At 62.1% G+C, this 24,093-nt stretch carries 21 protein-coding genes and 1 tRNA gene; 6 read left to right on the top strand and 16 right to left on the bottom strand.

The genetic code is table 11. The annotated features are described in order from the left end of the window. Positions 1–130: 130 nt before the first annotated feature. The gene (locus Q8K08_RS18555; RefSeq protein ID WP_305251191.1) at positions 131–1,219 is read left to right on the top strand and encodes a PA0069 family radical SAM protein; all 1,089 of its coding nucleotides are present in this window, start codon (positions 131–133) and stop codon (positions 1,217–1,219) included. Between the two features lie 6 nt (positions 1,220–1,225). Here Q8K08_RS18555 and bmt read toward each other — a convergent pair whose 3' ends face one another. Both bmt and Q8K08_RS18545 read right to left on the bottom strand, forming a co-directional pair. After that, on the bottom strand, positions 1,226–2,242 hold the full coding sequence (gene bmt / locus Q8K08_RS18550) for a betaine--homocysteine S-methyltransferase (RefSeq protein ID WP_304800619.1): 1,017 nt from the start codon (positions 2,240–2,242) through the stop codon (positions 1,226–1,228). Between the two features lie 155 nt (positions 2,243–2,397). Then, a complete protein-coding gene (locus Q8K08_RS18545; protein ID WP_304800603.1) occupies positions 2,398–2,712 on the bottom strand; it encodes a DUF1476 domain-containing protein in 315 nt (104 codons plus the stop codon). A gap of 190 nt (positions 2,713–2,902) precedes the next feature. On the opposite strand from Q8K08_RS18545, the gene Q8K08_RS18540 reads away from it, so the two are divergent. The 3 genes from Q8K08_RS18540 to purS all read left to right on the top strand — a co-directional run bounded on the left by Q8K08_RS18540 (position 2,903) and on the right by purS (position 4,703). Then, positions 2,903–3,352, top strand: coding sequence for a tellurite resistance TerB family protein (locus Q8K08_RS18540; protein ID WP_305251189.1), 450 nt, complete (start codon positions 2,903–2,905; stop codon positions 3,350–3,352). 221 nt (positions 3,353–3,573) lie between these two features. Then, positions 3,574–4,344, top strand: a complete 771-nt coding sequence (locus tag Q8K08_RS18535; RefSeq protein WP_304800608.1) for a phosphoribosylaminoimidazolesuccinocarboxamide synthase — start codon at positions 3,574–3,576, stop codon at positions 4,342–4,344. 119 nt (positions 4,345–4,463) lie between these two features. After that, entirely contained in the window at positions 4,464–4,703 is a 240-nt protein-coding gene (gene purS / locus Q8K08_RS18530) for a phosphoribosylformylglycinamidine synthase subunit PurS (RefSeq protein ID WP_305251186.1), read from the top strand. A 91-nt stretch (positions 4,704–4,794) separates the two neighbouring features. Here purS and Q8K08_RS18525 read toward each other — a convergent pair whose 3' ends face one another. From Q8K08_RS18525 to Q8K08_RS18480, 10 genes are all read right to left on the bottom strand, one after another. Then, positions 4,795–6,141, bottom strand: a complete 1,347-nt coding sequence (locus Q8K08_RS18525) for a cytochrome P450 (RefSeq protein ID WP_305251185.1) — start codon at positions 6,139–6,141, stop codon at positions 4,795–4,797. Further along, positions 6,138–7,361 (bottom strand): hypothetical protein, encoded by a 1,224-nt coding sequence (locus Q8K08_RS18520; RefSeq protein WP_304800614.1) that lies wholly within the window; start codon positions 7,359–7,361, stop codon positions 6,138–6,140. Before Q8K08_RS18520 ends, Q8K08_RS18525 begins: the two co-directional genes overlap by 4 nt. Before the next feature lie 70 nt (positions 7,362–7,431). Continuing rightward, the gene (locus Q8K08_RS18515) at positions 7,432–8,190 is read right to left on the bottom strand and encodes a cytochrome c biogenesis CcdA family protein (protein WP_304800616.1); all 759 of its coding nucleotides are present in this window, start codon (positions 8,188–8,190) and stop codon (positions 7,432–7,434) included. 147 nt (positions 8,191–8,337) lie between these two features. Continuing rightward, positions 8,338–11,037 (bottom strand): Rne/Rng family ribonuclease, encoded by a 2,700-nt coding sequence (locus Q8K08_RS18510; RefSeq protein ID WP_305251180.1) that lies wholly within the window; start codon positions 11,035–11,037, stop codon positions 8,338–8,340. A gap of 442 nt (positions 11,038–11,479) precedes the next feature. Next, positions 11,480–12,385, bottom strand: coding sequence for a polyphosphate kinase 2 (ppk2, locus tag Q8K08_RS18505; RefSeq protein WP_304799285.1), 906 nt, complete (start codon positions 12,383–12,385; stop codon positions 11,480–11,482). Between the two features lie 65 nt (positions 12,386–12,450). After that, positions 12,451–13,779 carry a sigma-54 dependent transcriptional regulator gene (locus Q8K08_RS18500; protein WP_305251178.1) on the bottom strand — a complete coding sequence of 443 codons (1,329 nt, stop codon included), beginning with the start codon at positions 13,777–13,779 and terminating at the stop codon, positions 12,451–12,453. Positions 13,780–13,786: 7 nt separating this feature from the next. Further along, positions 13,787–15,475 (bottom strand): ATP-binding protein, encoded by a 1,689-nt coding sequence (locus Q8K08_RS18495; protein WP_370654184.1) that lies wholly within the window; start codon positions 15,473–15,475, stop codon positions 13,787–13,789. A gap of 128 nt (positions 15,476–15,603) precedes the next feature. Further along, complete coding sequence (gene purQ, locus Q8K08_RS18490; RefSeq protein WP_304804272.1) at positions 15,604–16,272, bottom strand: phosphoribosylformylglycinamidine synthase subunit PurQ; 669 nt, start codon at positions 16,270–16,272, stop codon at positions 15,604–15,606. Positions 16,273–16,356: 84 nt separating this feature from the next. Beyond that, positions 16,357–16,575: a ribbon-helix-helix domain-containing protein gene (locus Q8K08_RS18485; RefSeq protein WP_304804270.1), complete on the bottom strand. Its 219-nt coding sequence runs from the start codon at positions 16,573–16,575 to the stop codon at positions 16,357–16,359. 133 nt (positions 16,576–16,708) lie between these two features. Continuing rightward, positions 16,709–17,167 carry a pyridoxamine 5'-phosphate oxidase family protein gene (locus Q8K08_RS18480; protein WP_304804268.1) on the bottom strand — a complete coding sequence of 153 codons (459 nt, stop codon included), beginning with the start codon at positions 17,165–17,167 and terminating at the stop codon, positions 16,709–16,711. A gap of 216 nt (positions 17,168–17,383) precedes the next feature. Here Q8K08_RS18480 and Q8K08_RS18475 point away from each other — a divergent pair, with 216 nt between their 5' ends. Both Q8K08_RS18475 and Q8K08_RS18470 read left to right on the top strand, forming a co-directional pair. Further along, the gene (locus tag Q8K08_RS18475; protein ID WP_305251175.1) at positions 17,384–18,691 is read left to right on the top strand and encodes a hypothetical protein; all 1,308 of its coding nucleotides are present in this window, start codon (positions 17,384–17,386) and stop codon (positions 18,689–18,691) included. Next, entirely contained in the window at positions 18,692–19,462 is a 771-nt protein-coding gene (locus Q8K08_RS18470; protein WP_305251174.1) for a hypothetical protein, read from the top strand. A 9-nt stretch (positions 19,463–19,471) separates the two neighbouring features. Here the strand turns inward: Q8K08_RS18470 and Q8K08_RS18465 are convergent, their stop codons facing one another. The 4 genes from Q8K08_RS18465 to glpX form a co-directional block, all read right to left on the bottom strand. Further along, positions 19,472–20,827, bottom strand: coding sequence for a GntP family permease (locus Q8K08_RS18465; protein WP_305251172.1), 1,356 nt, complete (start codon positions 20,825–20,827; stop codon positions 19,472–19,474). A gap of 94 nt (positions 20,828–20,921) precedes the next feature. Continuing rightward, a tRNA-Glu gene (locus Q8K08_RS18460) sits at positions 20,922–20,996 on the bottom strand. 64 nt (positions 20,997–21,060) lie between these two features. Beyond that, entirely contained in the window at positions 21,061–22,806 is a 1,746-nt protein-coding gene (recJ, locus tag Q8K08_RS18455; protein ID WP_304802367.1) for a single-stranded-DNA-specific exonuclease RecJ, read from the bottom strand. A 154-nt stretch (positions 22,807–22,960) separates the two neighbouring features. Further along, positions 22,961–23,941 (bottom strand): class II fructose-bisphosphatase, encoded by a 981-nt coding sequence (glpX, locus tag Q8K08_RS18450; RefSeq protein WP_305251168.1) that lies wholly within the window; start codon positions 23,939–23,941, stop codon positions 22,961–22,963. Between the last annotated feature and the right edge of the window lie 152 nt (positions 23,942–24,093).

The raw sequence follows: 24,093 nt of genomic DNA, 5'->3' as shown, positions 1-24,093 counted from the left end.
CAGACTGCATGGGGCCAAATTGCTCCCACAACTTTCCGGTTTACGACATGCCCGGAATGAAAGCCGACAGCAAGGTGCGCCGCGCATGCGGGACTTGAAAATAGTTCATGATATGTTCATGGTGTGGCTCATGTCAGAGACAGATGCCACACTCTTGCCTGGACTGCGGTTGCGCGCGCGGGGGGCCGCGTCGAACGCGGTCGGGCGTTTTGAGGCGCAGAGGCGTGCGCGCGTGGATGATGGCTGGGAAATCGCCGAAGATGACCGCCTGCTGCGCACCGAGGTGCGGATCGAGCGGCCGCGGTCGGCGCTGAGCTACAACCGGTCGCCGGATCTGCCGTTTGATCGCAGCGTCAACCCTTACCGCGGGTGCGAGCATGGCTGCGTCTATTGCTTTGCCCGACCCAGCCACGCCTATCTGAACCTGTCGCCGGGTCTGGATTTTGAAACCAGACTGATCGCCCGGCCCGGCATTGCCGAGGTGTTGGCGGGGGAATTGCGGGCGCGCCGCTATGGGGTGGCGACCGTGGCCCTTGGCACCAACACTGACCCATATCAACCGTGCGAGGTGGATCATCTGCTGATGCGGCAGGTGTTGCAGGTGTTGTCTGATTTCAACCATCCGACGGCGATCACCACCAAGGGCACGCTGATTGAACGTGACATCGACATACTGGCCCCGATGGCGGCTAAGGGGCTGTTGCGGGTGGGGATTTCGGTGACGACACTGGAAGCCGACCTGTCCCGGAAGTTGGAGCCGCGTGCGCCTGCGCCTTTGCGGCGCCTTGCCATGATCCGCAGGCTGTCTGATGCCGGAATTCCGGTGCGGGTCATGCTCGCCCCCGTGATCCCCGGCCTGACAGACCCTGAACTGGAAGGGATCCTGACTGCCTGTCGTGACGCGGGCGCACAGGCCGCAAGCTGGATTGCGCTGCGCCTGCCGCTGGAGGTGTCGCCGCTGTTTCAGGACTGGCTGGCACAGCATGTACCGGGCCGCGCAGCCAAGGTGATGGCCCGCGTGCGCGAGATGCATGGCGGCAAGGATTATGACGCGCACTGGGGGCGGCGGATGCGTGGCGAGGGGGTTTGGGCCAACCTCATCGCGCAACGATTTGACAAGGCGGTGGCGCGGCTGGGGTTGGTCAAACAGATGCCGCCCTTGCGCGCCGACCTGTTTCGCCCACCCCCAAGGGCGGGCGATCAGTTGGCGCTGTTCTGACGGGTCTTAGCCGCGCCGGTTGCGACGTTCGCGCTTGGGATCGTTAGAGGTGTCGCCGGTGCCATCTGATGTCGAGGAAAAGCCGCCCAGTTTGGCCGAAATGTCGTCCAGCGTCGGGCGCGGGCCGGGGGGGGTGTTTTCCAAAGCGGCGCGCATGGCTTTGAGGTGTTCGGGCATGGTGCCGCAGCAACCGCCGATGATGCGCGCCCCGGCATCGCGGGCCAGCACCGCATATTCGCCCATCAGTTCCGGCGTGCCATCATAATGAATGTGGCCATCGTGATATTTCGGAATCCCGGCGTTGCCCTTGGCAATGATCGGGCGATCGCTGCCGGTTGTGACAAAGCCCAGCACGGTGCGCATCAGATCGGACGCACCCACGCCGCAATTGGCACCAAAGGCCAGTGGCGGATTGGCCAGCTTTTCCACCATCTCCGCCATGGCGGCAGAAGTGGTGCCCATCATCGTGCGACCTGCGGTGTCAAAGCTCATGGTGCCGCACCACGGCATGCCAGCAAGGGCAGCAGCTTCGGCGGCGGCCTTGAATTCTTCGGGGGCGCTGATGGTTTCGACCCACAGCACATCGGCGCCGCCTGCTTTGAGCCCTTCGGCCTGTTCGTGGAACATCTCGACCGCAAGCGCATGGGTCAGAGTGCCCATCGGCACGAAAATCTCACCCGTCGGGCCGACAGAACCCGCGACAACGACCGTGCGGCCCGAAGCATCAGCGATTTCGCGCCCCAGTGCTGCGCCCACGCGGTTCAGCTCATGCACCTGACTCTGGGCCTGATGCAGTTTCAACCGGCTGGCGTTGCCGCCAAAGGTGTTGGTCAGAAAGATGTCTGATCCCGACTCTACCGCGCCGCGATAGAGTTTGCGGATGTTGTCGGGCTGCTCGATATTCCAGAACTCTGGTGGTTCGCCCGAAGACAGGCCCATGTTGAACAGGTTGGTCCCCGTCGCACCATCGGCCATCAGCCAATCGCGGGTGGACAGAAGCTTGGAGAGGGCATCTTGTGACATCGGGGCCTCGGCATGAACGGTTGCACAGGGAATGCCAGAAGCGGGGCGCAGAGGCAAACCCATTTCCTGCAAGATCATCATGCGCGTAGCCTGAGTTGCGCTTTTAAAAGGCCGCCGCAAAGGACGGCCCACAGTGGCATCGGGGCGGGCGCTTCTTAGATTTCGGTCATCAGTTGCGCTTTGGCGATCGGCATCATCTCGGCCATTTTGGCGCGAATATCGTCGGCACTGGCGCGGTCACCAAGGTCTGCGGCCACTTTGCGCACCACATCCTCAATGCCAGCTTCTTCGAAATCAGCCTGCACCACCGTGATGGCATAGGCAGCAGCGTCATCCCCGGTTTTGCCCAAAAGGTCCGCAGCCCAGAGGCCGACCAGCTTGTTGCGGCGCGCTTCAGCGCGGAATTGCATTTCCGCGTCGTGGGCGAACTTGTTTTCAAAGGCATTTTCGCGATCGTCAAACGTGGTCATTGGCAGGCCCCCTCGTAGGAATGTGTCCCCTTTCATATGCCCTTGCGCGCCTTTCGCTGCAAGGGGCAGTGCGCCGCAGGCCCGCTTGCAAAGTCGAAAGATGTGCGAATTGAGCCGCAATCGCGCCGCAGTTGCAGTGCATGTTTTGCGGCAGGTCAAGGCATTGCCATGCTCAGGAAAGGCGTCATCTGTGGGGCTGTTCACGAATCTTCGCACTGGTGCGGGTGGTGTATCGCCCGTCGAAGCGCCTGCGCGCGGCATTTTGACGATGGTCATGTTGATCGCCGCCGCAGATGGTCGGGTCGAGGCGACCAGCATCAAGCAAGTCGTCAACATGTGCAGCGACAGCCCCCTGTTTCATGCAATTGGCCGCATGCGCACGCATGAAATCGTACAGGACATTCTGGTTAAGTTGCGCAGTCAGGGCACCGATGCCTGCTTGGCCGAGGCAAGGGTTTTGCTGACGTCCAAGCAGGTGGAAACGGCGATGTGCTTTGCTGTGCGCACGGCCATGGCGGATGGTCACATCGACGACGCCGCGCTGAACAAACTTGCCGCAATGGGCGAGCGGATGGGGCTGCCCTTTGACAGTTTCGAAGAGATTGTCGCCGTTATGCAGATGCTACAGCGCGCAGCCTGACGACCGCCGCCTTACCATCACCATCATCGTAAGCGCGCGTCTGGCAGTGGCGGGCAGGGGCAAGCTGGCTTAAATGTTAGGTTCAGGTTCTTCTGGTGCGTGGATAAAGGCTTTTGAAGGCGCGCGCGCTTGCAGCGGGTCTGGTCCTGACATATACGCCTGACAAAGCCAGCGGGGCGGTGCTTCACCGCCCCTGACTGCATTTGTTTTTCGGAGAGTTCATGGCACGGCGCAAGAAGGTCTATGAAGGCAAGACCAAGATCCTCTACGACGGCCCAGAACCCGGCACGCTGATCCAGTATTTCAAGGATGAGGGCATCTCGTCCGAGGCACCTGTGACGAGTGAGGCCAAAGGCACTGAAGGCAAGGGCGTGTTGAACAACCGCCTGTCAGAGTTTTTCATGACCGGGCTGAACAGCATCGGGGTGCCTACGCATTTCATCAAGCGGCTGAACATGCGTGAGCAACTGGTGCGGATGGCCGAAATTCTGCCGCTTGAGGTTGTGGTGCGCAACTTCTCCGCCGGAGAGCTGTCGGTCAAGCTGGGCATCCCCGAAGGCACCGCGCTGCCGCGACCGATTGTGGAGTATTATTACAAGGATGACCGCCTTTCCTCGCCCATGGTGGCCGAGGAACATATCGTGGCGTTCGGTTGGGCCAGCCAGCAAGATCTGGATGATGTGGTGGCACTGGCGCTGCGGGTCAATGATTTTCTGTCGGGCGTCATGATGGGCGTGGGCGTGCGTCTGGCCGATTTCCGCATCGAGGTGGGCCGGGTCTGGGAGGGCGATTACATGCGCCTGATCATCGCCGATGAGATTAGTCCCGATAATTGCCGGCTGTGGGACATGCGCCCGGTGATTGACCGCGGCGACGGCCAGCCGGTGGCAGAGCCGGGGCCGATGGCCGATGTTTACACCGAATTGGCGCGGCGGCTGGGGGTTTTGCCCACCAATGTTACGCATTCTTTGAAACCAACCCTGATCAATTAGCTGGACCCGGTGCCGCGGCGGGCAGATTTGCAACTGATCTTGCCCGCGCGCCCTCTTGCTCCGAAGGGGAGGGGGCGGTAAGGGGAAGACGAAATCTGGTCAGCCATTGAGGAATTGCCATGAAAGCCCGTGTCACCGTCATGCTGAAGAACGGCGTTCTGGATGTGCAGGGCGAAGCCGTGCGCCACGCGCTTGGCACACTTGGCTTTGCAGGCGTGGGTGGGGTACGTCAGGGCAAGGTAATTGAGCTGGACCTGGCCGAGACAGATGCCACACAGGCGGAAGCCGATGTAAAGGCGATGTGCGACAAGCTGCTGGCCAATACGGTGATCGAGTCTTACCGCATCGAGATTCTCTGAGTCTTTCAGAGCGCGCTGTGCGGCTGGCGTCGCCCTGGGGCTGTATGCCCTCCGCCGCCCGCCCCCGAGAGTGTTTTTTCCAAGATGAAAGTCAGCTGCGCTTTGTGAGACGCAGTCTGATGCCGTTCGCGGCGCGTACCGTAAGGTGAGCCACAGGGACAGGTATCGCGTTTTCAACCGGGGTAAACTGGTAGGTACGGATCAGATGGGCGAGCAACAGTGTGCCCTCTACCATTGCAAAGCCAGCACCGGTGCAAACGCGCGGGCCTGCCGAAAACGGCATGTAGGCATCGCGGGCGCTGGTCTTGTTGTCCTCGCGCGTCCAGCGGTCGGGATCAAAGCCGTCGGGGTTGGTCCAGAGCCGTTCATGCCGGTGCAGGTGCCAGGGCGACAGCACGATCTGGGCACCGGGGGTGATGGGGCGGTCGCGAAAGGTCTCGGGCCAGGTGTTTTCGCGCACCATCATCGGCACCGGTGGGTAGAGTCGCAGGGTTTCGCGGAATACGTCGCGGGTGAATTTGAGCCGTGACAGGGCGGCGAAATCGGGGTGGTCGGGCAGGGTGGCGGCCTCGGCCGCGACGCGCGCCTGCGCCTCGGGGTGGGTGGCCAGAAGATAGAGCGCCCAAGCGAGGGCCGAGGCGCTGGTCTCATGTCCTGCAAGAAAGAAGATCGCGACCTGATCGACCATCTCTTGTGTGTCAAAGCGTTGTCCGGTCTGTGGATCGGCAGTCTGCATGATTTTGGTCGCCAGATCGTCGGGAGCGCGGCCAGAGGCGATCTCGGCTGCGCGGGATTCGGTCATCTGGGTGATGAGGGCGCGGATCTTTTCCGCAGAGCGCAGCGTGGCGCGGCGGTGCAGGCGGGGAAACCAGCGTGGCAAGGGCAGGAAGGCCGCAAGGTTCAGGATTGGCTGGGTCCGCTGATAGGCGCGAAATTCATGAAACACCGCCTGCGCTGTTTGATGTTCAATCGGAATCGAGAACAGCGTGCGGAAGATCACATCAGCTGCGGCGTGGCTCATCTCCTCCTCGACCTCGACCTCGCCTGTCCGCAGACGGGCGGTGGCGGCAAGGGCGGCATCCCACATTGCAGGGAAGGATTCGCGCAGACGTCCGCCTTCAAACGCGGGGTCGATGATGCGGCGCTGACGTTTCCAGACTTCGCCATTCGTGACGAATACCGAATTTCCCAAGAGCGGGTTCAGCCCTTCGCGGATGCGGTCGGATTTTGGGAAATCGTCGGGGCGGGCTTTCAGCACCAGATCAATCAGCGCAGGATCGTTGCACATATAGCTGCGAAAGAACGGGGTGCGGAATTCGGCCATCCACGCGCGATACAGCCGGGCAGGCTGCGCCGACAGGATGTCTTGCCGGAACAGGCGCAGGTAGCGCCAGAGCGAGACACGGTCGGGGCGGGGGATGGGTTTGGGCGGGGTCATGCCGTGTGTGTATGGCGGTTTACGGCGCGGGTGATGCGGCTTTTGGACGGGGCGCGTGCGGCATAGCGGGCGGCAAGGGTTTTCGGCCCGGCAGTGATCTGGAAGTAGTCGTAGTCGCCGGGGCGGTCAAAGGCGCACAGATACTGGAAATGCAGGCGGAAAAACCGCCAGCGCAGTTGTGCCCAACGCTCGGGTGACAGGGTTTGCGTGAAGGCGGCAGACAGCACCAGCGGCCAGCGTTGATCCTTTGGTGCGACTCCCGAGACGGCCACCGGATCACACAATGCGAAGGCGCAGCCGTCGCCGGGGGCGGTGACATCGACCCATGTCAGGTCATTGCGCGCGGACAGATAGGCCAGATCGGCCCGCAAACGGGTTGCGCCGGGCAGAAAGCTGACCATCGGCACCACCTGGCCCAAGCTGAGAAAGGCCAGCGGCGGGTGGCCAGCGGGCAGGCCTGCGCGCAGCATGTCGGCCAGAATCGACACACCCAGATGCGCCCCCGAAGAATGGCCGACCACCAGCACCTCGTCACAGTCGCTTTCCAAGGCTGCGCGGATAGTGGCAGTAAACTCGGCCATGCGGGTCTCAAGGGCCGGGGGGTTGGCGCCGTTCCAGCGGGCAGAGAAGGCGTAGTCGTGCATCAGGTAATAGGCAAAGACCTTGTTATCTCGGGCCTTGAACCAGCGCAGGATGAAGGGCACCGGGATAAGGCCCACAAGGATCAGCGCCGGATGGGTAAAGGCTGCGACCAACGCACCGAAAGCCCAGCCAAGGCCCAGGGCAACGGCCAGTTGCGCCAGCAGGAACACGATCGGATACAGCGCCGCGATCACTGGCCCTTTGCGCAACAGCATCAGGCGGAACAGCGCGCCCGATCCGATATAGGCCCATGCGGTGCGCGCAAGCTGCGCATAGGTGGCGGGGATCGAGTTCGACATGCTGCCACGCACGATGTCTGACCAGATCAGCACCTCGATATCGGCCTGCGCCTGCCGTCTGTTCATCGTGCCATGGACCCGCCAGCCATAGGGGCCTTTGGTCTGCTTTGCGTGCAGGGAAATGTCATAGCCGGAAATCGCGGCCTGATCGGTGGATTCCTTGCGGTAAAGTTCGCGGTAGCGGCGGGGATGGATCGGATCATATCCGGGGATATAGAACACCCGGCGGTGAAAAAGCTTTACGCTTTGCGCCGTGGTTTTAGGTATCAAAGGATCCATTCTCGCCATACGCCGCTCCTGATCCTGGCCAGTCTAGGCGGGATTTCGGGCAGAAATAAGGGAAAACCGATCAGCCCAGCAGCGGGATGCCAAAACGGTCGAAGGTTTCCAGCAACCACCAGCTGAAATCCGTAAAGGCCCCGGTCAGAAGCGCCAGCCCGACGATGATCAGCAGCACGCCCATGACCCGCTCGATGGTTTTCATATGAGGCTTCAGCCGTTGCATCAGGCCAAGCGAGCGTTCGACAAACAGCGCGGCCAGAAGGAAAGGCAGGCCAAGGCCAAGCGCGTAGACGCCCAAAAGCAATGTGCCGCGCTGGACCGAACCTTCTTGTGCCGCCAGTGACAGGATCGCGCCAAGTTGCGGACCGATGCAGGGCGTCCAGCCAAAGGCAAAGGCAAGGCCAAGCACATAGGCGCCAAAGGCCGAGCCACCTCGGTCGCCCGCATCCAGCCGCGCCTCGCGGTCAAGCATAGGAATGCGGAACAGACCAATGAAATGCAGGCCGAACACCAGCACCACAGCGCCAGATATGCGCGAGAAGAGCATCTGATTTTGCAAAAAGAACGCGCCAAAGGCCGAGGCGGTGAAGCCCAGCAGCAGGAACACAGTGGACAGGCCCATGACAAAGAACAGGGCCGGGACGATCACCCGGCGGCGGGCGGTGGCATCGCCGCGCATGTCGGTCATAGAAATGCCGCCCATATAGGCCAGATAGGGCGGAACAATCGGCAGCACACAGGGCGACAGAAACGACAACACCCCCGCCATCAGCGCGATCAGCATGGCGGGCAAAAGTGCCGCGTCGATCAGGTCTAGTCCGAACATGTCTGTCCCCTTTCGCCAAGTGATAGCCCGGACGCGCCTGCACGTCACGGGGGCGGGGTGTCACATCGTCGTGGTCTTTGTGAAACATCACCAAAAGCATGGGGGCGGCAGGATCACCTGCCGCCCCCGACTGTTTGTCGCCAAGGTTTAGCGGCTCAACGACCACCAGCCTTTGCGCTTGGGTTTTTCGGGCCCGGTGTCTTCGGGCGCAACCGCGGCGGCTGTGTCAGCCACGGGCGCAGGCTCGGGCGTCGGGGCCGGCGGAACAGGGGCCGCTTCGGCCACTGGTGCAGGCTGCTCGGCCATTGGTGCGGGTTGCACCATCGTGGTTGGCACTGCCGCGGCCACTGCCACTGGCTCTACTACGGCCTCTGGCATGACCGGGGCATCTGCTGGCGCGACCTTTGGCTTGCGCGAACGGCTGCGGGTTGGCTTTTTGGCCACCTCTGCCACTGGCTCTGCCACCGGTTCCGGGGCCGATTCTGGGGCCACAGGCTCGGCTGTCACCTCTGCCGGGGCGGCAGGCGTATCAGCGGGCTGTGCCTTTGGCTTGCGCGAACGGCTGCGCGTCGGCTTCTTCGCAGGCTCTGCCTCGGCAATTGGCGCATCGGCATCGGCTGCGGCTGTCACCACCGGGTCTGCAGCCGCAGGTTCAGCGGCAGCATCTGCCGGGGTTTCTGATGCGTCGGCATCATCTTCCCCATCCGACTCGCCATCTTCCGACTCGCCATTGCCATCGGTCTCGGTGCCGTTGGCACCTGATCCCTTGCGGCGGCGACGACGACGGCGCTTTTTCTTGGTGCCGTTGCCGTCTGCCTGACGTGGATCGGCGGAGGGTTCGGTCTTGGCCTCTGGTTCGGCCTCTGGCTCCGCTTCATCTTCGATATCATCTTCAATCGGCAGATCTTCGTCTTCGTCCTCGTCTACCGCGGCGCCCATCAGGCTGGAATTGCCCGAGATCACCGACCCCGGTTCCGGCACCACACGCAGCGCAGTTTTGAACTTTTCGATGGTGTAATCTGGGCTGATCATCGACGGGTCGGCTTCCAGCCGGACGGACATGCCATAGCGGGCCTCGATCAACGCGATATGTTCGCGTTTTTGGTTGATCAGATAGTTGATGATCCCGACCGGCGCTTTCAGCAGCACCTCTTTGGACCGCTTGCGCGTGCCCTCTTCTTCCAGTGCGCGCAAAACCTGCAACGCCATGGAATCATCAGACCGGATCAGCCCGGTGCCATGGCAATGCGGGCAGGGCTGGGTGGTAGATTCAAGCATGCCTGGGCGCAGGCGCTGGCGGCTCATTTCCATCAGGCCAAAGCCTGAAATGCGGCCAACCTGAATGCGGGCGCGGTCGGTCTTGAGCTTGTCTTTCAGCTTCTTCTCGACCGCGGCGTTGTTTCGACGCTCTTCCATGTCGATGAAGTCGATGACGATCAGACCGGCCAGATCGCGCAGACGCAACTGACGGGCCACCTCTTCGGCGGCCTCAAGGTTGGTCTTGAGTGCGGTGTCCTCGATCGAGCCCTCTTTCGTCGCCCGGCCAGAGTTCACGTCAACGGCAACCAGTGCTTCGGTGATGCCGATGACGATATAGCCGCCTGATTTGAGTTGCACGGTCGGGTTGAACATCCCGCCCAGATAGCCTTCGACCTGATATTTGGCGAACAAGGGGGTCGGGTCGGTATAGCGCTGCACGGCCTTTGCGTGGCTTGGCATGATCATCCGCATGAAGTCTTTTGCGGTGCGGAAGCCGTCTTCGCCTTCGACCAGAACTTCGTCGATCTCGCGGTTATACAGGTCGCGGATCGAGCGTTTGATCAGGTTGCCTTCCTCGTAGATCGGGGCAGGCGCGATGGATTTGAGCGTCAGCTCGCGGATTTGTTCCCACAGCCGCATCAGGTATTCGTAATCGCGCTTGATTTCCGCCTTGGTGCGCTTGGCCCCTGCGGTGCGCACGATCAGACCAGCGCCTTCGGGCACCTCGATCTCGGCGGCGATGTCTTTCAGCTTTTTACGGTCGGCGGCATTGGTAATCTTGCGTGAAATGCCGCCACCGCGCGCGGTGTTTGGCATCAAGACGCAATAACGACCGGCAAGCGACAGATAGGTGGTCAGCGCAGCGCCTTTGTTGCCGCGTTCTTCCTTGACCACCTGAACCAGCATGATCTGCCGGACCTTGACCACTTCTTGAATCTTGTAGCGGCGGGCGCGGGGCTTGCGCGGCTGGCTGATTTCTTCAGACACGTCTTCTTCGGCGATGGATTCGATATCATCATCAGTTTCAGACGCGTGATCCATCGCGCGGTAAGGCGCTTCACCACTGCCGTTTTCGCCACCGTTTTCGGTGCCATGGTCATGGCCGTTTTCGTCGTGACCCTGGTCAGATTGTTCGACCTGCGGTGCATCGGCTTCGGCATCGTCGCCAAGGTCAACAACATCCATCCCGGCCGGGCCAGAGGTTACCGCGTCTTGCGGTTTTGCGTCCTCTGCGGCGGGCTTTGGGCGAGGGCTGCGCTTGCGCGAACGACGGTTTTCTTCTTCTTCCTCGGCGCGGGCATAGGCGCGTTCTTCTTCGATCAGCGCTTTGCGGTCAGCGACCGGGATCTGATAGTAATCGGGGTGGATTTCGGCGAATGCCAAAAAGCCGTGCCGGTTGCCGCCGTAATCGACGAAAGCCGCCTGAAGCGACGGTTCAACCCGCGTTACCTTTGCAAGGTAGATGTTGCCAGCAAGCTGGCGCTTGTTGACGGTTTCAAAATCGAATTCCTCGACCTTGTTTCCGTCCACCACAACCACCCGAGTTTCCTCGGAGTGGGTGGCATCGATGAGCATTTTCTTGGCCATTTTGTTCCATTGCGCCCTAGACGCACCAAACCCTCTGGCGGACCAGAGGGGCATTGGTACGGGATAAGGCGTCTTGTTCGGGCGGAGGCGCGCGTAACGCATGACAGCGGAATGCCCGTTGGGCATCCCACGCCGTCTATCGTCTTTGTCGCGCACGTCATCGCGGTTCACGTCTGAGGGGCGTCTGGCGCCCCCCACCTTCAAAAAAGCCCGATGATCCAAAGACATACGGGCAATGACAACAGCCTTGCGGCCGATCCGGCTGCTCGCCAGTGCGTCGCGTTTCATCGCGTCGGCCATGGCAGGCAGAGAATTCTGTGCATAGGTTATCCCCAAGCTCGCCAACCCTAGCGGCAAAGCAAGACCAAGGGCAATGGGCAATTTTTGCCGGGCCGTTGCGTGTTTGACGCAAAGAAGCCGGGTCTTGTGCCGAAGTCGCGGTCTAGTATTTGGCCGGAACGTAAAGTTCAGGCGGCAGGACGGCGCGTTCGTAGTCAGGGTTGAACACGCGTTCGGGCAGGCTGATGTCTTCGTGCGGGACCGGCTCGTAAGGGATCAGACCCAGCAAATGGTCGATACAATTCAGCCGCGCCCGCTTTTTGTCGTTGCCTTCCACAATATACCATGGGGCTTCGGGAATGTTGGTGCGTGCCATCATTTCCTCTTTGGCCTTGGTATAGTGTTCCCATCTGATCCGGCTTTGCAGATCCATAGGCGACAGTTTCCACTGCTTCATCGGGTCATGGATGCGCATCAAAAAGCGCATCTGCTGTTCCTCATCGGTGATCGAAAACCAGTATTTGATGACTGTGATCCCCGACCGCACCAGCATGCGTTCAAATTCTGGCACGTCGTGAAAGAACTGCTCTACCTGATCATCGCTGGCAAAGCCCATCACACGCTCCACCCCGGCGCGGTTATACCAACTGCGGTCAAACAGCACGATCTCGCCGCCCGCAGGCAGATGGGGTACATAGCGCTGGAAATACCATTGCGACTTTTCGCGGTCTGATGGGGCGGGCAGGGCCACTGCGCGCACCACGCGCGGATTGAGCCGCTGGGTCAGGCGCTTGATCACGCCGCCTTTACCGGCGCTGTCGCGACCCTCAAAGATCACCACGACCTTTTTGCGGTGATATTGCACCCAATCCTGTAGCTTGATCAGCTCTGACTGCATGCGGATCAGGGCGTGGAAGTATTGGGTGCGATCAATCGTCTGAGGGTGCTTTTCCTTGTAGATTCGCGCGATTTCCAAGGAAAGCTGGGCGTCTTCCAGCTCAAGCTCAAAGTCTTCGTCAAAGGTGTCGGCCAGTTCAGCCTTAAGCCAGTCTTGCGCGGGGGTGTTCACGGCAGGCACCTTTCGGGGATTTCCCCCGTGCTTACCCCCGGCAGTGTAACAGTATCGCGACGGGGTCAGGTGTAATCCTGCCGCTGCAACCCGTATTTCGCCATCTTCTCGTTCAGTGTGCGGCGCGGCAGGCACAACTCATCCATAACCGCGACGATGCTGCCCTTGTGGCGGCGCATGGTGTTGTCGATCAGCATTTTCTCAAAGCTTTCGACATATTCTTTCAGGGGCTTGCCTTCGGTGGTCATCGCGGGGCCAGATGCCTCGTTGTCGGCCATCAACAGGCTGGCGATGGACCCCGACCCGCGCCGGTTTTGCAAGACCGCACGTTCGGCGATGTTGACCAGCTGGCGCACATTGCCGGGCCATGGGGCTTGCAACAGTTGCGCCGCCTCTTGCGCGGTGACTTGCGGCGCGTCGCAGCCGTATTCTTCGGCGAACTGTTCCGACATCCGGGTGAACAGGGTCAGAATATCTTCGCCGCGCGAGCGCAGCGGCGGGCACAGGATGGTCATGGCGCCAAGGCGGTAGAACAGATCGGCACGCAGAATATCTTCGAGCGTTTTATCGGCCACATGTTCGTTGCAGATTGCGATGATCCGGGTTTCCGGCGGCGTGCCAGACTCGTTGATCACGGTCAGCAGCCGGGCTTGCAGCGAATGGCTCAGCGCCTCGACATCTTCCAGACACAGCGTCCCGCCACGGGCTTCTTCGACCAGCGCAATCGCGCCATCTTCGGCGGGGCCGAACAGCTTGGCGGCAAGCTGGTCTTCGGACCATGCTGCGCAAGAAATGGTGACAAACTTCTTTGACGCGCGCGGCCCCACGGCATGCAACGCGTGGGCGACCAGCGTTTTGCCGGTGCCGGTTTCGCCGTCAATCAGAACATGGCTGTCGGCCTGCCCCAGATCGAGGATATCTTCGCGCAAACGCTCCATCACCGGGCTGCCGCCGATCAGCTTTTTCATCAGGATTGTGCCATCTGACAATTCGCGGCGCAGCGCTCGGTTGTCCAACGTCATCCGGCGCGCCTGCGTGGCCTTCTTGGCAAGTTCGGTCATCCGGTCAGGGTTGAACGGTTTTTCCAGAAAATCATAGGCCCCGACCCGCATCGCCTCGACCGCCATCGGCACATCGCCGTGCCCCGTGATCATGATGACAGGCAGACCCGAATCCATGCTCATCAGGCGTTTCAGAAACGCCATCCCATCCATGCCCGGCATCTTGATATCGCTGACCACAACGCCCGCGAAATCAGCGCCGATGCCTTTGAGCGCGTCTTCAGCACTGGCATAGGTTTCGGTGTCAAAGCCTGACAAGGCCAGCCACTGACTGATGGATTGACGCATATCGGCCTCGTCATCGACGATGGCCACTTTCATTGCGCGCGACATGAATACCTCATTCCGCAGCTTCCTGCTCTTTCGCTGGCCCCATCAGGGGCAATTGCATTTCAAAGACTGCGCCGCCGCCTGTCGCATTGCGTGCAGTCAGGCGACCGCCCAGATCGCCGACGATCCCGCTAGAGATCGCAAGGCCAAGGCCCACGCCTTCGCCGGGTTTCTTGGTTGTGTAGAAAGGCTCGAACAGGTTATCCAGATCGGCAATCCCGTGGCCATTGTCGCGCACCAGCAGCATGGCAGTGTCGCCTTGGCTGAGGATCAGGTCGATCTGCGGGCCAGAGCGATCTTTGGTCGCGTCCAGCGCATTGCGCAGCAGGTTGATGATCACCTGTTCCAGCCGGATGCGGTCGGCCATCACCATCACGGGTTGGCGGGGCAGGGTGCGGGTGATCTTGACCACGCGCGCCTTGAGCTGCGGTTCCATCATCGACAGGGCAGAGCTGAGCGCCTGACGCAGATCGACGGGTTCAAACGCCTCGCCACCCTTGCGGGCATAGGATTTCAGCTGCCGGGTGATCGCGCCCATCCGTTCGATCAGATCATCGATGCGCTGGAACGACGACAAGGCTTCTTCGGGACGGCGGCGTTGTAACAGCAGCCGCGCCCCCGCCAGATAGGTTTTCATAGCCGCCAAGGGCTGGTTCAACTCATGGCTGACCGCCGCCGACATCTCGCCCAAAGCCGCCAGTTTGGACGATTGTGCCAGCGTAAGTTCGGCCACCGCCAAATCTTTCTGCACCTTTTCGCGTTCTGCAATCTCGCGTTGCAGCCGCGCATTCAGCAGCCGCAGTTCCGCCGACTCGCGCTGAAAGCTCATGCTTTGCGACCATGCCTTGCGCGACAGCGCATAGAAGGTCAGCGCCAGCAGGATGGCAAAGCCCATGATTTCAAGCGCCAGCACGCCATTCACCCGCTCACGCACCGAATCGTAGGCTGTAAAGGTGACCATGCGCCAACCGCGAAATGGCACGCGCGCTTCGGTCTTCATCACGGCTTGCCCGGCCAGATAAGCATCGGGCGGGTTCTGCGCCCAGTCTGCGGTGGCCTGCAAGGCGCGCCCGATTGCTGATCGTTCTTCGCGAACGGCAAGCGCATCTGCCAACGGCAGGCCGCGCCAGCGCGGTTCTGTCGCCAGAATGACCGTGCCTTCGCTGTCGGTCACCAGCACCGCATCCTGAAACCCTGCCCAGGCGCGTTCGTATTTCAACAGGTCGACGGCCACCGCGATCACGCCCACCGGGCGGCCATCAATGATGATCGACCGGGAATAGGTGAAATCAAACCCCGCCGTGCCACGACGGGCGGCGGTAAAGATCGTGTCCTTGGCGCGCAGAGCGTCGACGTAAAAACTTTCGGTGCGGTAAAGCGTGCCGAGCAGATTGCGATTGGTCGCCCCGACCACGCGGCCATCGCGGTCCATGATCATGATCGAGGCCACGCCGATTTCGGACTGCACCTTGATCAGCCGTTGCGAGGTCTGCGAAAAATTGCCGCTGCGCAGGGCCTCACCAAAGGCGGGATCGGTGGACAGCAAGAGCGGCACGACCGAAGTTCGCTGCAATTCGGAAATCATATTGCCCGAATACAGTGCCAGCCGCAGATCGGCCCGGTTGCGGGTGGTTTCCGAGAATCGCTCGGTCAGCCAGCGGTTTGTGACCAGCACCACACCGACCGCCAGCACAACCATTAGCGCAATAACCAGTTTTACGCGCCAGGAAATGCCCTGCGCATCATCGCCTTGGTCGTAAGGGGGCCTTGTCTCTGCCATGGGCGCGACTCTAGGCTGTGGCCACTGCCGCCTCAAGCCGGGGTCGGTCAGGCAAGCGCCATCCCGCCCATTAGCGACCGGAACATTCCGGCGCCATCCGTGCCGCCGTGAACCGGCTCACATGCACGTTCGGGATGAGGCATCATGCCAAGCACGCGACGGTTCTCAGACAGCACGCCCGCGATATCCGCCATCGAGCCATTGGGGTTTTGCGCATAGGTGAAGGCGATCCGGTCTTCGCCTTGCAGCCGGGCCAGACCTTCGGTGTCAATCGTGTAATTGCCGTCGTGATGCGCGATCGGGATCTCGATCTCCTGTCCGCGGCCATAGGTGTTGGTATAGGGGCTGTCGGTGGTTGCCACACGCAAGGCAACACGTTTGCAGGCAAACTTCAGCCCCGCATTGCGCATCAGCACACCGGGCAGAAGGCCCATTTCGGTCAGCACCTGAAAGCCGTTGCAGATGCCAAGCACATGACCGCCGCGGGTGGCATGGGCCTTGACCGCCGCCGCGATCGGGGATTGCGCCGCAATCGCCCCGCAGCGCAGGTAATCGCCAAAGGAAAACCCGCCCGGCACACCGACCACGTCCACGCCATGCGGCAGGTCTGTATCCTTGTGCCAGACCCGTGCCACCTGAAAGCCTGCCTGCTCGAAGGCCGAAGCCAGATCGCGGTCGCAGTTTGAACCGGGAAAGGTGATTACAGCGGCTTTCATGGGACTCTCCCTGCTGGTTGGCCCTGATGGTTGGGTGACTTGCCCATAGCGCAAGCCGCTGGCCGCTTCCAGTGCGCGATTGGCCTATTTGCTGCGATAATGCTGCAAGACAAACACCCGGATTGCCGAGGCCAGTCCTTCATCGCCCTCACGGCCCGCGTCGATGCGCGCGGCAAGGGCGTTTACCGTCTCGCCCTGTTCGGTGGCGATGCTGCGAAACGCGTCCCAGAAACTTGGCTCCAGCGAAACGCTGGTGCGGTGGCCGTGCAGGGTCAGCGAATGTTTGGCGGGGCGGGTGGTCATGATGACAGTCTATCGCGGGCAGGGCGTGGCGCAAAGGGTAGTTCGACCACTCTGGCGCGTGCAGAAAGCTGGTGCCAACAAAAAAACCCGGACAGGCATGTCCGGGTTTTTCTCATTTCGGGTTTGAAGCGGTTCAGAATGCCAGACTGAAATGCTCGCCCATATCTGGTTGCTCGCCAGTGACCTTGGATTTGACCAATTCAAACGCAAAACCAAGCGCGCCCGAGGTCAGCCAGACCTCGGCCGCCGATGGGGTCAGTTTGACCAGACGGATATCGGGGTCGTCGATCCCGTCAAACCAGCTGCTTGCGACCGGGTTCCACAGCTCTTCCAGCTTGGCGCGGTCCGCAACAATGGCGGCGCTGCCCTCGATGCGGGCGTGGATGTTGCTGTCGCCTGTCACGATCAGCGATGCCTCGGTCTCGCCGCGCGTGACCGCCTCTACTAGAGCGGTGCCCTGCGCGGTGATAAACCAGATCGCGCGGTCATCTTGCTTTGCATAGGGTGCCATCGGTACATGGCGGGCGCTGCCAATGGCCAGCATCGAGGACCGGACGCCCTCCAGTTCTTTCCAGAATTTCTCAACCGACATGGATTACCTCATATGTGAATTTGGGATGGGCGCGCGCAGTTGCGGCACCGTACACCGTCGTTTTGTCAACGCCTGGGCCGGGTCAGGGTTCCACCCAATGCGCGCCAAAGGGCAAAGCACGTTCACGGTGTTGGCATTTGGTTCGGGGCCTGCCAGCGCCTATCTTGCGCTGGTCCGCCTTCCGGCTTCCGGCCGTACAAAAGGAACCGCAGCCGAATGACCCAGCCCCCCACCGCCGCCGAGACGCGCGGCCTGCAATCAGCTCGCGAGATCGAGGGCCATCTGACGGCGCTGGAAACCTTTACCCCGATGGCGCTGGGCGTCTTGTCGGTGGCATCCGGGATTTACACCTATCTGGGCGTTTCATCGCTTTTGAATGACAGCGGCGCGATGAGCTTTTTTGCCGCCATCGCCTATTCGCTGGCCGTGTCGGTCGCGATTTTTGTGTTCTGGAGCTATCTGATCCGGCTGTTGCCTGCGATGCGCAGTGCAGCTTCACGTCTTGGGTTGTTTTTGTCGATGGCTCTGGGGTCGGTTGCGATTATTGCGATGTCCAGCTGGCTGAACGCGGCAGCATTGGCCGGGTCGGCGGCGGTTGAACAGCATTTGGCCAAGACCGTGCAGCAATACCAGATCGGGTTAGAACAGGCCAACAGGGTTACGGTTGCGGCGCAAGGTCTGGGCCTTGATGTCGCGCGCACCCGGCAGAGTTTTCAGGATCTTTCCGCGCAAGAGGCCACGGGCAACCTGTCCGGCACCGCCGGACGTGGCGCGGTGTTTCGGGTGCTGATCCAGAAGGCGGACGAACTGGCCGGGCTGGAAGCGCAGATTACCACCCAAGGTCCGCTGGTTGATGCCGCCTTTGCCGAGGGAAACCAGATCCTTAGCCGGATGCGGGCGCTGACGGCTTCGGCCGGGGATGTTGAACAAAGATCGGTGGAGTTTGCCGAAGAATCTGTGCGCCTTGCTGGGTTGATCGCGCAGTTGCGGCAGTTGTCGGTGGCCCCGCTGGTCGCACGCGCGGCGCAGGATCTGTCGGCCTCGGTTGTGGTGCCGGAACTGGACGGGTCTACCGACAGCATCCGCAATGACCAGCGCAGCACGATTGATGCGGTGCTGACCTTGCTTGCGCAACGCGCGACCACGCTGAAGGTGGCGGCGGATGAGGTGCTGGCGATGCCGACGCCAGACGACACGACCTATGCGCCGATTTCCACCGCAGATGCGGTGCTGCGCTATGCGGGCGATTTCATCCCGTCATGGGCCGGGGCCATCGCGATTGACCTGCTGCCGGCGGTGCTGGTGCTGATCATGATGGTGGCGCAAAGTGCCATCCGGTCTGACCGGGGAACGACCGCGCCGGAAGAAACCATGACGCTGGCCGAAATCCGTGCGGCAGTGATGGCGCTGCGCGCGCTTGACCCGCCTGCGTCCGTGCCGGTGCGCGTTGCTGCGGTCGAACCGCTTGCCGACGCGTCAGGAGCAGACTCCCCGCCGCCCCACCTGGTCAGCGGCAGGCGCTGAATGCCCGGCTGGCGCGTGCCCCGGTCGGGTCGGATATTGCAGGCCATGCTGGCCGCCCAGATCGCTTTGGCGGGGTTGATCGTGTTTGGCGATTTTCGCCGGATCGCCCCGGATCTGTGGCGCGCAAACTCGACCCCGCCTGCTGCGGTGCCTGTGCGACCCGGCGACCAAACCCGCCGCTATGCCCCGCGTGATCTGCCCCGCGACCAGCCCGCCGGTCCGGGCTTTCCGCGCAGCGACGAGGTGCCGCAACGGCTGCAATTCACCGAGACACAGGTGAGCGGCCTTAAAACCGTTTTGCTGGAAGGCGCGATTGAGCCCGGTGACAGCGCGCGTCTGGCCCAGTATCTGGACCAGCGCCGATCAGCACCCGAACAGATTGCCCTGCACAGTCCCGGCGGATCCGTGACCGACGCGCTGGAGATCGGACGCATGATCCGTGCGGGCGGCTGGCCCACGGTCATGCAAGCCGGGGCTGCCTGCTTTTCCTCCTGTCCCTATATCCTTGCCGCTGGCACTGATCGCCGGGTCAGCCGCACCGCGCTGGTGGGCGTGCATCAGCACTATTTTGGCGAAAATACCCTGCTGCCCGCGTTTCTTGCGGTGGAAAGCATCCAGCATGGGCAGGGCGAGGTGCTGGACTATCTGGACAGCATGGGGATTGACCTGCGCCTGTCGGCCAAAGCCATGCAAACCCCGCCCGCCAACATCTACATTCTGGTCGAGGAAGAACTGACCGGGTTCGCTCTGGCGACCGAGATGGTGGAGTAGACCCCTTGCTCAGAAAGCGCCAAAGGCCAGCGCCAACCCGATGATCACCGCGCAGGCCAGTGTGGGGATCAGCACAGCGACCACAAAGATGTCGCCATAGGCTTGCCGATGGGTCATGCCGCAGATGCCAAGCAGCGTGATCACTGCGCCATTGTGGGGCAAGGTGTCCAGACCGCCCGTCGCGACTGCCACCACCCGGTGCAAAACTGCCGGATCAACACCCTGTGTGGCGGCCTGCACCATCAAGGATGGGCCCAGCACGTCAAGCGCAATCGACATCCCGCCCGAGGCTGACCCGGTGATGCCCGCCAAAGCGCCTGAAGACAGCGCCGCCGAAACCAGCACGTCACCGCCTGAAAGCCCTTCGAGACCCATGCGCAACATCTCGAACCCCGGAAGCGAGGCGATGACCGCGCCAAAGCCCACAAGGCTTGCGGTGTTAAAGAGCGGCAGCAGCGCCTGTTCTGCCCCTGCGTTTACCGTTTTCATCACCTCTGGGGGCCGGTTCAGAAGCAGCGCAAGCGCCAAAGCGACCGCCAGCGCTGTGATCACCGACCACAGCCCCTTAACGCGTGACAGCTCACTTTCGCCATAAAGGGGGTCCGCCAGATAGGTTGTGTCAATTGCAGGCAGGATCAGACTGCCCATGGTCAGCGTGACACCTCCTACCGACAAGATCGGCACCAGTGCGACCCAAAGCGGCAAGGGATCGTCGCGCATCGGATCGACCGCAAGCGGGGGCGCGTTGTCTGACATGCGCCGCACCCGCGCCTGAAGCCACGCAATCCCCAGCACCAGCATAACAGCCCCCGCAACAAGCCCCAGACCGGGGGCTGCAAAGGCTGTGGTGCCAAAGGTCGCCATAGGGATTGCGTTCTGAATCGACGGCGTGCCGGGCAGGGCTGTCATCGTAAAGGTAAAAGCCCCCAAGGCAATTGTCGCCGGGATCAGCCGTGCAGGCAGCTCCGTCTTTGCAAACAAGGCCCGCGCCAAGGGCCAGACCGCAAACGCCACCACAAACAATGATACGCCGCCATAGGTCAGCACTGCACATGCGGCCACCACAGACAGAATGGCGTTGCGGGGGCCAAGCGCGGTGGCAATCGCTGTGGCAAGACGCGCGGCGGCACCCGACGCCTCCATCACCTTGCCGAACACCGCCCCCAGCAGAAAGAGCGGGAAGAAGGCGACAACAAAGCCCCCGGCAGCCTGCATGAAAATCTGGGTATAGCCTGCCAGAACGGGCGTTCCCGACAGGGCTGCAGCCAGCATTGCCAAAAGTGGTGCCAACACCAGCACCGACATGCCACGCCACGCCCCCACGATCAGAAGCGTCAGAGCCATCAGGATCAGAATAACCGCCATATCGCCCCCTTGCTGCGCCGCAGCATAGCGCATGCAGGCCGCAGGGACCAGCTACCACCGCTGGGAAGGCTTGCAAGACTGGTATGGGAAAAAGTGGCAGCCCGTAGGGGAGTCGAACCCCTCTTCCCAGGTTGAAAACCTGGTGTCCTAACCGATAGACGAACGGGCCACGCTGTCGGTGGGGGGTGTGTAGAGGCCTTGCTACTGACTCGCAAGAGGAAAAACGCGAGGCCCTAGCCAGATGCGGGGGCAGCGTCTTCGAGGCGGAGTTGCACTTTGGTCCGGCCGCCCCAGTGGTTCAGTTCCAGCCGTCCCGCCAGATGGAAGCGGCGGTGGCCAGCGCCATCCATGGCAGGGCCAATCGGGGTTTCATAGGCGCCAAAGGCCATCGCCTCGAACTGCGCGCCGGTGCCGTCGGACACGGTCAGTTTGAGGTGCTTGTCACCAATCCGGCGCGGCACCACGGCGACATCGGCAAAGGCAAATCGTGGGGCGGGGGCACCCTGACCAAAGGGACCGGCGGAGTCAATCTGTTCAACAAAGCCCGGTGTGCAGGCCGAGGGCATCAGCAGGCTGTCGATGCGCAGGTCGCGCGGGCCGTCCATGCCTGCGCCCTGCCGGCCCAAAAGATCGGACAGACGCGCCATCGCTTCCTCGAGCCGGGTGCGATCAACGGTCAGGCCCGCCGCCATCTTGTGCCCGCCGCCCCGCAGCAGCAGGCCCTCACCGGCGACGCGGTGGACAGCGGCCCCCAGATCAACACCTGCAACCGAGCGGCCCGAGCCTTTGCCCTCGCCGCCCTCCAGCCCGATGACGATGGCGGGACGGTTGAACGCCTCTTTCAGCCGGGCGGCAACGATGCCGACCACTCCGGGGTGCCAGCCTTCGGACGCGGCCCAGACCAAAGGGGCATCCGCGCCGCGCGCTTCGGCCTGTGCCATGGCTTCTTCGCGGACGCGCTCGGTGATTTCGCGGCGCTCTGTGTTCAACTGATCCAGCCGCGCGGCCATCGCGGCCGAGGCGCGCGGATCGTCAGAGGCCAGGAGGCGCGCGCCAAGGTCGGCTTGACCGATGCGCCCGCCCGCGTTGACGCGCGGCCCCAGCACAAAGCCAAGCGCATAGGGGGTGGGAGCCTGATCCATGCGCGCCACATCGGCAAGCGCCACCAGACCAGCGCGTTCGCGCCGGGCCATCACCTTCAGGCCCTGGCGCACAAGGGCGCGGTTCACCCCGATCAGCGGGGCCACATCTGCCACAGTGGCCAGTGCCACCAGATCCAGCATCGCCATCAGATCCGGGCCCTGCACGTCATCTGCACGCAGGCGGCGGTTGGCCTCGACCAGCATCAAAAACACCACTGAGGCCGCGCACAGATGCGCCAGATCACCGGTCTCGTCCTGTCGGTTCGGGTTCACCACGGCCAGTGCGGCGGGCAGGGTATCGCTGCCAAGGTGATGGTCCAGCACCACCACATCGCAACCGGCCGCCGCAATCGGGTCATGCGAAAGCGTGCCACAATCCACGCACAGGATCAGATCATGCGCCGCGCCCAACGCCTGCATTGCGGGCACGTTCGGGCCGTAACCTTCGTCAATACGGTCAGGAATATAGAGCGTAGCCTCGCGCCCCATGGCGCGCAGCCAGATGATCAAAAGCGCAGCAGAGGCCCCGCCGTCGACGTCATAATCGGCGAAGATGGCAATGCGTTCACGTCGGTTGACCGCGGCCAGAAATCGGCTCGTTGCGGCGGCCATATCGCGTAGGGTCAGCGGGTCGGGCAGCAGATCGCGCAGGGCAGGGGCCAGGAAGGCCGGAGCATCTGCCGGGGAGACACCGCGCCGCACAAGGGTATGGCACAGCGCCATTGGCAGGCGGGTCTGCTGCGCCATGGCTTCGGCCAGACGTTCCTCTTCGCTCTCGGGACCGATCCAGCGGCGGCCAAGGACGGAGGCATCAACGTTGAGAAAAGCGCGGGTCATGGGTTTGGTCTGCACCAAGCCGGGGCGGGCTTCAACTGCAAATGCAACACAAGGGGCCAGCGCGGGACACCTCCGGCGGGAGTATTTGGCAAGCAGCAATTGCAGGGCGCGCACGCGAAAGGGCGGGGCGCAGGGTTTGCCTGCACCCCAAGGGTCATGTGCGGATCGGGTTGCGATAGGTCATGCGGCGGACCGATCCGGTTTTGGAGCGCATCAGAATGGTTTCGGTGGTTAGGTGCGAGGGTTCACGCTTGATCCCAGCCAGCAGGCTGCCATCGGTCACGCCGGTGGCGGCAAAGATCACATCGCCGCGCACGAGGTCGTCGCGGGTATAGACGCGGTCAAAGTTGTTGATTCCTGCCTTGCGGGCGCGGGCGCGCTCATCGTCGTTGCGAAACAGCAGCTTGCCGAAAAACTGTCCACCCATGCATTTCAGCGCGGCGGCGGCCAGCACACCTTCGGGCGCGCCGCCCGATCCCATGTACATGTCAATGCCGGTCAGGTCGGGTTCCGCGCAATGCATGACGCCCGCCACGTCGCCATCGGTGATCAGCCGGATTGCAGCACCAGTGGAGCGGATTTCGGCGATCATTTCCTCATGTCGGGGACGTTCCAGCACGCAGACAGTGATGTCATTGGTCGAGCAGCCCTTGGCCGCGGCCAGCGCCGAGACCCGCTCGGACGGGGACATGGCAAGGGTAACAGTGCCGGGCCGGTGGCCGGGGCCGATCGCGAGTTTTTCCATGTAAACATCCGGCGCGTGCAACAAGGTGCCGCGCGGGGCCATGGCAATCACCGTCAGGGCGTTGGGCATATCCTTGGCGGTCAGCGTGGTGCCTTCCAGCGGGTCGAGGGCGATGTCTACCGCCGGGCCATTGCCGGTGCCGACTTCTTCACCGATGTAGAGCATCGGGGCCTCGTCGCGTTCGCCTTCACCGATCACCACCACCCCTTTGATGTCCAGCAGGTTCAGCTGATCGCGCATGGCATTCACCGCCGCCTGATCCGCAGCCTTTTCATCGCCACGACCGATCAGGCCGGCACTGGCCAAAGCGGCGGCCTCAGAGACGCGGGCAAGGCCAAGGGACAGCAGTCGGTCCTGAAACTCGGCGACTTGAAGGGGGGCAACGTCCATGATCTGTCCTTTATGGGAAATGCGTTCCCGCCCGTTTATCCTGCCCTGTCCCCTAGGGGCAAGCGTGATGGCGCTAACCGGGGTGGAAAACTGGGCGGCGGCAGGGGCGCGCAGGCAAAGGCTGCGCGGTGATTAAATTGCAATGCAAATCA

It is taken from the genome of Pseudotabrizicola sp., from assembly GCF_030684215.1.
Taxonomy (GTDB): Bacteria; Pseudomonadota; Alphaproteobacteria; order Rhodobacterales; family Rhodobacteraceae; genus Pseudotabrizicola.
This window is presented reverse-complemented; position numbering and strand designations above follow the sequence as displayed.